General features: G+C 68.5%; 13 protein-coding genes. 11 read left to right on the top strand and 2 right to left on the bottom strand.

Translation table 11 applies throughout. The annotated features are described in order from the left end of the window. The first annotated feature begins 17 nt into the window (after positions 1 to 17). Both AXA74_RS20015 and AXA74_RS20020 read left to right on the top strand, forming a co-directional pair. The gene (locus AXA74_RS20015) at positions 18 to 944 is read left to right on the top strand and encodes an SPFH domain-containing protein (RefSeq protein WP_029581187.1); all 927 of its coding nucleotides are present in this window, start codon (positions 18 to 20) and stop codon (positions 942 to 944) included. Positions 945 to 982: 38 nt separating this feature from the next. Continuing rightward, positions 983 to 2,131: a GGDEF domain-containing protein gene (locus AXA74_RS20020; RefSeq protein ID WP_185843205.1), complete on the top strand. Its 1,149-nt coding sequence runs from the start codon at positions 983 to 985 to the stop codon at positions 2,129 to 2,131. 9 nt (positions 2,132 to 2,140) lie between these two features. Here the strand turns inward: AXA74_RS20020 and smpB are convergent, their stop codons facing one another. Continuing rightward, positions 2,141 to 2,602, bottom strand: a complete 462-nt coding sequence (gene smpB / locus AXA74_RS20025; protein WP_029581185.1) for an SsrA-binding protein SmpB — start codon at positions 2,600 to 2,602, stop codon at positions 2,141 to 2,143. Positions 2,603 to 2,667: 65 nt separating this feature from the next. Between smpB and AXA74_RS20030 the strand changes: the two genes are divergently transcribed. From AXA74_RS20030 to AXA74_RS20055, 6 genes are all read left to right on the top strand, one after another. After that, positions 2,668 to 3,102, top strand: a complete 435-nt coding sequence (locus AXA74_RS20030) for a type II toxin-antitoxin system RatA family toxin (RefSeq protein ID WP_029581184.1) — start codon at positions 2,668 to 2,670, stop codon at positions 3,100 to 3,102. Further along, positions 3,092 to 3,412, top strand: a complete 321-nt coding sequence (locus AXA74_RS20035; protein ID WP_032979054.1) for an RnfH family protein — start codon at positions 3,092 to 3,094, stop codon at positions 3,410 to 3,412. The genes AXA74_RS20030 and AXA74_RS20035 overlap by 11 nt, the downstream gene beginning before the upstream one ends. Before the next feature lie 166 nt (positions 3,413 to 3,578). Beyond that, positions 3,579 to 4,733, top strand: a complete 1,155-nt coding sequence (locus tag AXA74_RS20040) for an acyl-CoA dehydrogenase family protein (protein ID WP_029581182.1) — start codon at positions 3,579 to 3,581, stop codon at positions 4,731 to 4,733. Then, positions 4,730 to 5,905: an enoyl-CoA hydratase/isomerase family protein gene (locus AXA74_RS20045; RefSeq protein ID WP_029581181.1), complete on the top strand. Its 1,176-nt coding sequence runs from the start codon at positions 4,730 to 4,732 to the stop codon at positions 5,903 to 5,905. Before AXA74_RS20040 ends, AXA74_RS20045 begins: the two co-directional genes overlap by 4 nt. A gap of 43 nt (positions 5,906 to 5,948) precedes the next feature. Next, complete coding sequence (mmsB, locus tag AXA74_RS20050; RefSeq protein WP_032956770.1) at positions 5,949 to 6,839, top strand: 3-hydroxyisobutyrate dehydrogenase; 891 nt, start codon at positions 5,949 to 5,951, stop codon at positions 6,837 to 6,839. A 169-nt stretch (positions 6,840 to 7,008) separates the two neighbouring features. Beyond that, positions 7,009 to 7,698: a VIT1/CCC1 transporter family protein gene (locus tag AXA74_RS20055; protein ID WP_029581179.1), complete on the top strand. Its 690-nt coding sequence runs from the start codon at positions 7,009 to 7,011 to the stop codon at positions 7,696 to 7,698. Between the two features lie 4 nt (positions 7,699 to 7,702). Here the strand turns inward: AXA74_RS20055 and ygfZ are convergent, their stop codons facing one another. After that, a complete protein-coding gene (ygfZ, locus tag AXA74_RS20060) occupies positions 7,703 to 8,674 on the bottom strand; it encodes a CAF17-like 4Fe-4S cluster assembly/insertion protein YgfZ (RefSeq protein WP_029581178.1) in 972 nt (323 codons plus the stop codon). A gap of 131 nt (positions 8,675 to 8,805) precedes the next feature. Here ygfZ and mltG point away from each other — a divergent pair, with 131 nt between their 5' ends. The 3 genes from mltG to holB form a co-directional block, all read left to right on the top strand. Further along, positions 8,806 to 9,822, top strand: coding sequence for an endolytic transglycosylase MltG (gene mltG, locus AXA74_RS20065; protein WP_029581177.1), 1,017 nt, complete (start codon positions 8,806 to 8,808; stop codon positions 9,820 to 9,822). After that, the gene (gene tmk / locus AXA74_RS20070; RefSeq protein WP_029581176.1) at positions 9,822 to 10,445 is read left to right on the top strand and encodes a dTMP kinase; all 624 of its coding nucleotides are present in this window, start codon (positions 9,822 to 9,824) and stop codon (positions 10,443 to 10,445) included. Before mltG ends, tmk begins: the two co-directional genes overlap by 1 nt. Next, positions 10,442 to 11,121: DNA polymerase III subunit delta' (gene holB, locus AXA74_RS20075; RefSeq protein ID WP_081093943.1), on the top strand; the 680-nt coding region annotated here is incomplete at its 3' end. The genes tmk and holB, both read left to right, overlap by 4 nt.

The raw sequence follows: 11,121 nt of genomic DNA on the forward strand, positions 1-11,121 counted from the left end.
TTTCCGTAGGGGGAATCATGCCGTTTGATACATCAACCACGGTGCTGGTGGTCATCGTCGTTCTGGCGCTCTTGATCGTCATCAAGGCCATCGCCATCGTGCCGCAGCAGCATGCCTGGGTGGTCGAGCGGCTGGGCAAATTCGACCGCGTCCTGTCGCCGGGCGCGGGTTTCGTGATTCCCTTCATCGAGCGCGTGGCCTATAAGCACTCGCTCAAGGAAATCCCGCTCGATGTGCCCAGCCAGGTCTGCATCACGCGGGACAATACGCAATTGCAGGTCGACGGCGTGCTGTATTTCCAGGTAACCGACGCGATGCGCGCCTCCTATGGCTCGTCGAACTATATTTCGGCCATTACCCAGCTGTCGCAGACCACGCTGCGCTCGGTCATTGGCAAGCTGGAGCTGGATCGCACCTTCGAGGAGCGCGACTTCATCAATACGACCATCGTGGCCTCGCTGGACGAGGCCGCCCTGAACTGGGGCGTGAAGGTCTTGCGCTACGAGATCAAGGACCTGACGCCGCCGGCCGAGATCCTGCGCGCCATGCAGGCCCAGATCACCGCCGAGCGCGAAAAGCGCGCCTTGATCGCCGCCTCCGAAGGCCGGCGCCAGGAGCAGATCAACATCGCCACCGGCGAGCGCGAAGCGGCCATCGCCCGTTCCGAAGGCGAAAAACAGGCCCAGATCAACAAGGCGCAGGGCGAGGCGGCGGCCGTGCTGGCTATCGCCGAAGCCACGGCCAAGGCCATCACCCAGGTGGGCGAGGCCGTGCGCCAGCCCGGCGGCATGGAGGCGGTCAATCTCAAGGTCGCCGAGCGCTACGTTGAGGCCTTCGGCGAGGTCGCCAAGGAAGGCAATACGCTCATCCTGCCGTCCAATCTGTCGGACGTGGGGGGACTGGTGGCTTCCGCGATGACCATCGTGAAGTCCACCCGCGGTTAAGCCGCATCGCCGGCGGCGCGCGCCGCCGGTGATCCCGCATGCTCGCTCCAAGCAATCTGCTCCTGATCACTGCGCTGGCGGCGCTCATCGGCCTTTGCGTGCTGGGTTCCCTGTGGCGCAGCGGCATGGCCGGGATACGCGAGGCGATGGGGGCCAATGTGGCCACCATCGTGGCCATGCTGATCATGGTGCAGCAGGCCAGCGCGCCGCCATGGCTGGGGGTGCTGCTGTCCAATCTGCTGTTCACGCTGGGCGGCATCCTGTTCGTGGCGGGCGCGCGGCGTTTCCTGGGCCAGCCCGTGCCCTGGCGCGCCATGCTGGGCGGCGTGGCCGTGCTCATCCCGGCGCTGGCCTACTACACCTACGCAAGTCCGAACGTCAGCGCGCGTATTGTCCTGGCTTCGCTCATGTATACATCGCTGCTGGCGTTGCTGGCCTGGTCGGTGTGGCGCTCGCGCCGCCAGCGCTTTGCCTACAGCCAGATTTTCATGCTGAGCCTGGCCCTGGTCGCGGTCCTGGGCCATGGCACGCGCATGACGGTCTACGCGCTGGGCGTGGACGTCATTCCCGGCCTGCTGGCGCCGACGTTCTGGAATATCGTGTTTCTGTCATTGGGCGTGGTCATCATGCCCAGCCTCACGCTGGGCATGATCATGATGATCCACGACCGCATGCTGATCGAGCGCGAGCGCGAGGCCAATACCGATTTCCTGACGGGCGTGCTGTCGCGCAAGGCCTGGTGGCAGGGGGCGCAGCAGCTGGGCGCGCGGGCGCGCGCCGGCAGGCCGCTGGCGCTGCTCATCCTGGACATCGATCATTTCAAACAGGTCAACGACACCATGGGCCATGCGGCCGGCGATGCCGTGCTGCGCCATTTCGCCGCCGTGGCGAGCGCGGCGCTGCGCCCGGGCGATGCGCTGGGCCGGCTGGGCGGCGAGGAATTCATCGCGGCCCTGCCGGGCGCCAGCGCGCACGAGGCCCAGGCCCTGGCCGCGCGCATGCTGGCCGCGCTGGAGGCCATGCCTTGCCAGTATGGCGACACGCAGCTGCGCTACACCTTCAGCGGCGGCGTGACCAGCTGGGATGGCGCCGAGGCCCTGCAGAGCGCCGTCCAGCGGGCCGACCAGGCCCTGTATCGGGCCAAGGCGGGCGGGCGCAGCCGGGTGGACCTGGCGCGCCAGGCCTGAAGCGCGGTATCAGCCGTCGCGGCGGCGCGTGTCGTGCTTCATGACACGTTCGCGCTCGCGCTCCCAGTCTTTTTCGCGCGCGGTGTCGCGCTTGTCGTAGAGTTTCTTGCCGCGGCCCAGGGCGAAGTCCAGCTTGATGCGGCCGTTTTTGTAGTGCAGGTTCAGGGGCACCAGCGTGAAGCCGCGCTGCTCGACCTTGCCGATCAGCTTGTGGATCTCCTCGGCCTTGAGCAGCAGCTTGCGCGTGCGCACGGCATCGGGATGGATATGGGTCGAAGCGGTGGGCAGGGGGCTGACGTGCATGCCGAGCAGGTAGAGTTCGCCGTCGCGCACGATGACGTAGCTCTCCTTGAGCTGGACGCGGCCGGCGCGGATAGCCTTGACCTCCCAGCCTTGCAGCACGATGCCGGCCTCATAGCGGTCTTCGATGAAATAGTCGTGCGAGGCCTTGCGATTATCGATAATGCTCATAGAGGCAATGAATGGGACGCGCGATGCCGGTAAAATCCAATCATTCTAGCGATTTGCGATAGGCGATGCACAAAGTACAACGCTCCGTCCTGGTTCCGTACAGCGCGGCTCAGATGTTCGATCTGGTGGCGGGGGTGGAGAAATACCCCGAATTCATGCCTTGGTGCGGCGGCACCGAGGTGCAGTCGCGCACGGAGCACGGCATGCAGGCTTCGGTGCTGATCAGTTTCGCGGGGATGAAGCAGCGTTTTACCACGCGCAACACCCACGATTATCCCAATCGCATCGACCTCGAGCTGGTGGACGGGCCGTTTTCCAGCCTGGTGGGCCATTGGGTGTTCCAGCCCCTGGCCGAGGACGCCTGCAAGGTGCTGTTCACGCTGGAGTATGCTTTTTCCAACCGCGCGCTCGAAATGGTGGTCGGGCCGGTGTTCAACCGCATCGCCACCAGTTTCATCGAATCTTTCACCAAGCGGGCCCAGCAGGTCTATGGCGAATAAGTTGCGCATCACGGTCTGCCATGCGCGCCCGGACGGCGTCTGGATGCGCGAGCTGACCCTGCCGGCCGGCGCCACGCTGGCCGACGCCGTGGCGGCCAGCGGTTTCGGCGAGGATTTCCCCGGCATCGACCCCTGGCAGCACGGCGTGGGCGTCTACGGCCGCCGGGGCCAGGCGCATACGCCGCTGGCCGATGGCGACCGGGTGGAGATCTATCGCCCCCTGACCTTCGATCCCAAGGAGTCGCGCCGCCGGCGCGCCGAACATCGCCGCCTGGCGGCGGGGCGCCAGCGCCCGGCCGGCCTGCTCTGAGGTTGTTGCGGCGCAGCATTGTCGTCGCCAAGACAAGCCTGCCGCCGAAGTTGGCCTATCATCGCTGCTGATTTACGTTTACGTTAACGTCATGCCAAAATGACGGCGCCAGGTTCACAAGACCGAAGCAAGGCGGGTGGACCATACCAACTTCAGGAGACAGGCTGTGGATCTCGAACTCACCGAAGAGCAGCGCGCTTTCGCGCAGGCGGCGCGGGACTATGCGCAGGGAGAACTGGCGCCCAATGCGGCGCGCTGGGACGCCGAGGGCATCTTCCCGCGCGAGGCCTTCGCCCGCGCGGGCGAGCTGGGTTTCTGCGCCATCTATGCCAGTGAAGAGATTGGCGGGCTGGGCCTGCCGCGCCTGGACGCCACGCTGGTCTTCGAGGAAATGGCCGCGGTCGATCCGTCCACCACGGCGTTCCTGACCATCCATAACATGGCGACCTGGATGGTGGGCCAGTGGGGCGGCGCCGAGGTCCGCGAGCAGTGGGGCGCGCAGCTCGCCAGCGGCGAGAAACTGGCCTCGTATTGCCTGACCGAGCCCAACGCGGGTTCGGACGCCGGTTCGCTGGCCACGCGGGCCGAGCGCGATGGCGGCGATTACCTCATCAATGGCGCCAAGGCCTTCATCTCCGGCGGCGGCGATACCGACTTGCTGGTGGTCATGGCGCGCACCGGCGGGGCCGGGCCGTCGGGCGTCTCGGCCTTCGCGGTGCCGGCCGACGCGGCCGGCATCACCTATGGCCGCAAGGAAGAGAAAATGGGCTGGAACAGCCAGTCCACGCGGCCCATCAGCTTCGAGAACGTGCGGGTGCCGGCGCGCAATATGCTGGGCGCCGAGGGCGAGGGCTTCAAGATTGCCATGAAGGGCCTGGACGGCGGACGCATCAATATCGGCACGTGCTCGGTGGGCGCAGCCCAGGGGGCGCTGGACGCGGCGCGCCGCTACATGGACGAGCGGCGCCAGTTCAACCGCAAGCTCTCGGAGTTCCAGGCCCTGCAATTCAAGCTGGCCGACATGGCCACCCACCTGGTGGCCGCGCGGCAGATGGTGCGGCTGGCGGCCTGCAAGCTTGACAGCGGCTCGGCCGACGCCGGCACGTATTGCGCCATGGCCAAGCGTTTCGCCACCGACATGGGCTTCCAGATCTGCCTGGACGCGCAGCAGATCCATGGCGGCTATGGGTATTTGCGGGACTATCCTCTGGAGCGCCTGGTGCGCGATACTCGCGTACACCAGATCCTGGAGGGCACCAACGAGATCATGCGCGTGATCGTGGCCCGCCAGCTGCTCGAGAAGGGAGCCGATATTCGATGAGCGACGCTGTACTGTTTGAAGAACGCATTGCCGACAATGGTTCGCGGCTGGGGGTGGCCACCCTCAACGCGCCGCAAACGCTGAATGGCCTTTCGCTGGAAATGGTCGATCTGCTCGATGCGCGCCTGCAGGCCTGGGCCCGCGATCCGGCGGTGGCCATGGTGATCCTGCAGGGCGCCGGCGACCGGGCTTTCTGCGCCGGCGGCGACCTGCATGGCCTGTATGCCAGCATGCTGGAGCACCGGGGGAAGGGCCCCTGGGCGAATCCTTATGCGCGCGATTTCTTCGAGCGCGAATACCGCCTGGATTTCCGCATCCACACCTATCCCAAACCCATCCTGTGCTGGGGCCATGGCATCGTGATGGGCGGCGGCGTGGGCCTGATGATGGGCGCCAGCCACCGCGTGGTGAGCGAGACCTCGCGCCTTGCCATGCCCGAGATCAGCATCGGTCTTTTTCCGGACGTGGGCGGCACCTGGCTGCTCAATCGCATGCCGGGGCGCACCGGGCTGTTCCTGGCGCTGACGGGCGCCAACCTGAACGCCTCGGATGCCATGTATGCCGGCATGGCGGATTTCCGCCTCGATTCGGCCGATTGGCCGCGCTTTTGCGAGGCGCTGATGCGCCAGCCCTGGGCCAGCCAGCCGGGCGGTCCGGGAACCGGCAACCTGGCGCCACGCTCGATCAATGACGGCCTGCTGCGCCAGGCCCTGCTGGCGCATGAGCCGCGCACGCCGCAGGAGCCGGGGCCACTGCGCCAGCACGCCTTCCAGGTCAACAGCGTGTGCGGCAGCAACCGGCTCGATGAGGTCTATGAAGAGATCGCGGCCTTGAAGGACCAGGCCGATCCCTGGCTGGCGCGCGCGGCCAAGACCATGCTGGCGGGTTCGCCGGGTTCGGCGCGCCTGGCTTTCGCGCTCTTGCAGCGCACGCGCCTGCGCTCGCTGGCCGATGTATTCCGCAGCGAGTACGTGGCGGCGCTGGCCTGCGTGGCCGAGGGCGATTTCCAGGAAGGCATACGGGCCTTGCTGATCGACAAGGACAAGCAGCCGCGCTGGCGGCCCGCGACGCTGGCCGAGGCCGACGAGGCCTGGGTGCAGCGCTTTTTCGAGGAACCGTGGCCGGCGGGCACGCCGCATCCGCTGGCCGACCTGGGCCCAGGCGCGGCCTGAGCAGCCCTTTCCATAACGAAACCACAGGCAGGAGACAGGCATCATGAGCAGTATTGCATTCATCGGTCTGGGCAATATGGGCGCCCCGATGGCGCTGAACCTGGTCAAGGCGGGTCATGAGGTGGTCGTGTTCGACCTGGTCGCCGAGGCCGTCGCGCGGCTGACCGACGCCGGCGCCCGCGCCGCGGCCAGCGCCGAGGCGGCGGTCCAGGGCGTCGATATCGTGATCACCATGCTGCCGGCCAGCAAGCATGTCGAAGGCCTCTACCTGGAGCAGAACCTGCTGGGCAGGATCCCGGCCGGCGCGCTGGTCATCGATTGCAGCACCATCGCGCCGGATGCGGCCCGCAAGGTGGCCGCCGCGGCCCAGGCGCGAGGCCTCGAAATGATCGATGCGCCGGTGTCGGGCGGCACCGGCGGCGCGGCGGCCGGCACGCTGACCTTCATTGTCGGGGGCGCGTCCGCCGCCCTGGAGCGCGCGCGTCCGGTGCTCGAGAAGATGGGCAAGAATATCTTCCACGCCGGGGAAGCGGGAGCGGGGCAGGTCGCCAAGATCTGCAACAACATGCTGTTGGGCATCCTGATGGCGGGCACCTCGGAGGCGCTGGCCCTGGGCGTGGCCAATGGCCTGGATCCCAAGGTGCTGTCGGACATCATCGCCAAGAGCTCGGGACGCAATTGGGCGACCGAGCTCTACAACCCCTGGCCAGGCGTGATGGCGCATGCGCCCGCGTCCAAGGGCTATGCCGGCGGCTTCGGCGTGGACCTGATGCTCAAGGACCTGGGGCTGGCCGCCGAATCGGCCCTGGCCTCGCGCTCGTCCATTCCCCTGGGCGAGCTGGCGCGCAATCTGTACAGTCTGCACAGCAATGGCGGCAGCGGCCGGCTGGATTTCTCCAGCATCGTCAATCTCTATGCCAGCGATCGCGATTGAGGCCGTGTCAACCGTCCGTCCCCGCCTTTTGCCATGAGCCGCGCGGCGGCTCATGGCATGCCTCGGCGTTTGACACCTAGACGAATTCGCATTCACGACTTGCGGCAGCCCCTCTTATGCAGGCGGGGCTGGCGGCCTATACTCGCCTTGCCTTGTGCCAGGAGTCCGCATGCCCGCCGCAGAACACCACCGTATTTTCCGCGCCAATTGGCTGCGTGCCGCCGTGCTGGGGGCCAACGACGGCATCGTATCCACGGCCAGCCTGATCACCGGCGTGGCCGCCGCGCAGGCCACGCACGAAATCATCCTGACTTCGGGCATCGCCGCGCTGGTCGCGGGCGCCTTGTCGATGGCGGCCGGCGAGTATGTCTCGGTGCATTCGCAGGCCGATATCGAGGCGGCTGATCTGCGCATCGAGCAGCGGTCCTTGAAGGTCAATTCGGCGCAGGAGCTGCAGGAGCTCACCAGCATTTATATCAAGCGCGGCGTGGAGCCGGCCGTGGCGCTGACCGTGGCCGAGCAGCTGACCCGCCACAACGCGCTGGATGCGCATGCGCGCGACGAGCTGGGGATTTCGATCTATAACCGCGCGCGCCCCGTGCAGGCCGCCCTGGCCTCGGCGGGTTCGTTCGCCAGCGGCGCGGCCTTGCCGCTGCTGGTGTCGATGATCGCGCCCCTGGACACGCTGATCGTGACGGTCACCGCGGCCTCGGTCGCGGGCCTGGGCATCCTGGGCGCCATTGCCGCGCGCGCCGGCGGCGCGCCCATGGGCCGCGCCGCCTTGCGGGTGACGGTGCTGGGCGCCGCCGCCATGGCGCTGACCGCCGGCGTGGGCGCCCTGTTCAACGTGTCCGTCTGAGCGCTTATTCCTGGATGGCGTAGGGCAGCTCGGCCAGGGTGATGGCCGGGCCGTCCGGCGCGCCCAGGCGCAGCTGCCCCGCGGGCAGGGCGGCCAGGGTGGTCTCGAACAGCAGGCTGGCGGCGTCGCCGGCGCGCGCGGCATCGATGACGCGGCCTACCGGTTCGCCGGGGTCGGCGGCATCGTAGACATCGAGGCCGGGCGCCGGCACCGGCAGCGCGGCCGTACCGTAGGCCATGCGGCGCTTGACCGTGCCGCGGTAATGGCTGCGGGCCACGACTTCCTGGCCCGGGTAGCAGCCCTTGGTGAAGCTGACGCCGCCTATCAGTTCGAGATTGACCGTCTGCGGAATGAAGAGGTCTTGTGTCGCCGCGGCGATCCAGGGCAGGCCCGCGGCCAGGTCGGCGGCGCGCCAGCTGTCTTCGTCGTCCTTGCCCAGCAGGGCCGCCAGCGCGGCGCCATGGCCGTGGATCTGCGCGGCATCGGCCACCCACCACCAGCGCAGGCTGGCGCCGGGCGCCGCGATCCAGGTGCCGCTGGGCAGGTCGGCGCGCGTCCAGGCCGTGGTGGGCAGGGCGCCGCCGGCGGCCTGCGACAGGGCGTCGAGCTGCGCGGGGCTGGCGGTCACGCCGGCCACGGCGCGGTCGGCCAGGCCGATCTTGACCTTGGCGCGCAACACGAACATCGACAGGCGCTTGACCAGCGCCTCGGCCAAGTCGGCGCGCACCAGGGCCTCGACGGATTCGGCGCCGGCGCGCCACATGACCAGCGTGGCCAGCAGCCGGCCCTTGGCGGTGCAATAGCCCGCCAGCCGGGCGCCCTCGGGCGGCAGCCCGTTGACGTCCTGGGTCAATTGGCCGTGCAGAAAGCCGAGGGCATCGGGGCCGGCGGCAGTGAGGACACGCAGCCCGGACAGCGGGGCAAAGCGCGGCGAACCTTCGGGGCGGGAGATGATCGAATCGGTCAGTGGGTGCATGACTGAGGCAGGCGTTGCGGGCGGTTGTGCAAACTCCTCATGATACCCGCGAGCAGGCGCCGGGCGCGGCAAGCCCGTGCCGGCCGCAGGGGCGGCGCGGGTCGCCACGATCCATTAAACTGCGCACTCTTATGAAAAAAAGCCTTGGTTTCTATTTTCTGCTGCTGTTGCTGGCGGTGGTGCTGGCCGTCGCCGGCGCCGTGGCGGGCGCTTGGTACTGGATGAACCAGCCCCTGCGGCTGGCCGCGGACCGGGTGGATTTCGTGGTCGACCCCGGCGCCACCCCGCGCGCCATCGCGCGCGCGCTCAATGCCGCCGGCGTGCCCGTCTGGGAACCGGGTTTCGTCTGGATGGCGCGGCTATCCGAGCGCGATAAGCAGATCAAGGCGGGCGGTTATCAGGCCATCAACGGGGACAGTCCCTGGCTGCTGCTGGAGCGTCTGGCGCGCGGCGATATGTCGCAGCGCCAGATCACTTTCCTCGAGGGCTGGACCTTCCGGCAGATCCGCGCCGCGCTGCGCGAGCATCCGGACGTCAAACAGACCCTGGGCGACATCAGCGACGAGGCGCTGATGGAAAGGCTGGGCGCCGACATCAAGCAGCCCGAGGGCATGTTCTTCCCGGACACCTATATCTTCACGCCCGGCAGCACCGACTACGATATCTTGCGCCGCGCCTATGAAGAGGGCCAGCGCGTGCTGGCCGCTGCCTGGGCCAAGCGCGACCCCGACCTGCCCATGGCCACGCCCTACGAGGCGCTGATCATGGCTTCCATCATCGAGAAGGAAACCGGCCACGGGCCGGAACGCGCGCGCATCGCGGGCGTGTTCGCCAACCGTCTGCGCATCGGCATGCTGCTGCAGACGGACCCCACCGTGATCTACGGCATGGGCGAGAATTATCAAGGCCGCATCCGGCGGCGCGACCTCCAGACGGACACGCCCTGGAACACCTACACCCGGCCGGGGCTGCCGCCCACGCCCATCGCGGCGGCCGGACGGGCGGCCTTGGCCGCCGCCGTGCAGCCGGAAAAGCACAAGTTTCTGTATTTTGTCTCCCGCGGCAATGGCACGAGCGAGTTCTCGGCCAATCTGTCGGAGCACAACCGCAACGTATCCCGCTTCATCCTCGGACAAGGGCAGAATTGATGACAGGACGCTTCATCACGCTGGAAGGTGTGGACGGTGCCGGCAAGAGCACCCATACCGCCTGGCTGGTCGACACCTTGCGCCAGCGCGGCCTGGAGGTCGTGTCCACGCGCGAGCCGGGCGGCACGCCCCTGGGCGAGCGCTTGCGCGAGCTGGTGCTCAAGGAGCCCATGGGCCTGGATACCGAGACCCTGATCATGTTCGCCGCCCGCAGCGAGCATTTGCGCCAGGTGATCGCGCCGGCCCTGGCGCGCGGCGCCTGGGTGGTCTGCGACCGCTACACGGACGCGACCTATGCCTATCAAGGCGGCGGGCGCGAACTGGGCGCGGCCCGCGTGGCCGAGCTCGAGCATTGGCTGCAGCCGCCGCTGCGGCCGGACCTGACCTGGCTGTTCGATGTGCCGCTGGCCGTGGCGCGCGCGCGCATGGCCGGCGAGCGCCAGCTTGATCGTTTCGAACAGGAGGCCGAGGCCTTTTTCGAGCGCACGCGCGCGGCCTATCATGCGCGCGCGGCGGCCGAACCCGGGCGCATCCATGTCATCGACGCCAGCCAGTCCCTGGACGTGGTGCGGCGCGCGCTGCAGGATGACCTGCAGCAGTTCCTGGCGCGCAGCGCGGCATGAGCCTGGCCGAATTCGCTCCCTGGCACCTGGAGACCGCCCGCGCCTGGCTGGGGCAGCGCGAGCGCTTTGCCCACGCCTGGCTCATCCATGGCACGGCCGGCATTGGCAAGCTGGACTTCGCCGCGGCCGCGGCGGCCAGCCTGTTGTGCGAGGCGCCCCGGGAGGGCCTGGCCTGCGGCGCCTGCCCGGCCTGCGCTTGGGTGGCCGCGGGCAATCATCCCGACCTGCGCCGCGTGCGGCCCGATGCGCTGGCCGCCGAAGAGGGCGCCGAGGCGGCCGAGGCGGCCGAGGATGGGGCCGAGCCGGCCGCGGGCGCCGGCGCGAAGAAGGCGCCGTCCAAGGACATCCGCATCGACCAGATCCGCGCCCTGGAGTCCTGGTTCAATACGGCCACCCACCGTGGCGGCTGGCGCGTTGCGCTGGTCTATCCGGCCCAGGCCCTGAATGCGGTATCGGCCAACGCCTTGCTCAAGGTGCTGGAGGAGCCGCCCGCCCATACGGTGTTCCTGCTGGTCGCCGACGCCCCCGACAGGCTGCTGCCGACCCTGGTGTCGCGCTGCCGGCGGCTGCCGCTGGCCGCGCCCGATGCCGCCACGGCGCGTGCCTGGCTGGCCGGGCAGGGGGTAGGGCAGGCCGAGGACTGGCTGGCCGCCGCGGGCGGCGCGCCCCTGGCCGC

This window comes from Bordetella hinzii LMG 13501 (assembly GCF_001548475.1).
Classification (GTDB): Bacteria; Pseudomonadota; Gammaproteobacteria; order Burkholderiales; family Burkholderiaceae_B; genus Bordetella; species Bordetella hinzii.

Excerpts from the sequence above, each read along its gene's own strand:
- AXA74_RS20015 (WP_029581187.1), top strand. The coding sequence starts at position 18 with ATGCCGTTTGATACATCAACCACGGTGCTGGTGGTCATCGTCGTTCTG.
- AXA74_RS20020 (WP_185843205.1), top strand. The coding sequence starts at position 983 with ATGCTCGCTCCAAGCAATCTGCTCCTGATCACTGCGCTGGCGGCGCTC.
- smpB (WP_029581185.1), bottom strand. The coding sequence starts at position 2,602 with ATGAGCATTATCGATAATCGCAAGGCCTCGCACGACTATTTCATCGAA.
- AXA74_RS20030 (WP_029581184.1), top strand. The coding sequence starts at position 2,668 with ATGCACAAAGTACAACGCTCCGTCCTGGTTCCGTACAGCGCGGCTCAG.
- AXA74_RS20035 (WP_032979054.1), top strand. The coding sequence starts at position 3,092 with ATGGCGAATAAGTTGCGCATCACGGTCTGCCATGCGCGCCCGGACGGC.
- AXA74_RS20045 (WP_029581181.1), top strand. The coding sequence starts at position 4,730 with ATGAGCGACGCTGTACTGTTTGAAGAACGCATTGCCGACAATGGTTCG.
- mmsB (WP_032956770.1), top strand. The coding sequence starts at position 5,949 with ATGAGCAGTATTGCATTCATCGGTCTGGGCAATATGGGCGCCCCGATG.
- AXA74_RS20055 (WP_029581179.1), top strand. The coding sequence starts at position 7,009 with ATGCCCGCCGCAGAACACCACCGTATTTTCCGCGCCAATTGGCTGCGT.
- ygfZ (WP_029581178.1), bottom strand. The coding sequence starts at position 8,674 with ATGCACCCACTGACCGATTCGATCATCTCCCGCCCCGAAGGTTCGCCG.
- mltG (WP_029581177.1), top strand. The coding sequence starts at position 8,806 with ATGAAAAAAAGCCTTGGTTTCTATTTTCTGCTGCTGTTGCTGGCGGTG.
- tmk (WP_029581176.1), top strand. The coding sequence starts at position 9,822 with ATGACAGGACGCTTCATCACGCTGGAAGGTGTGGACGGTGCCGGCAAG.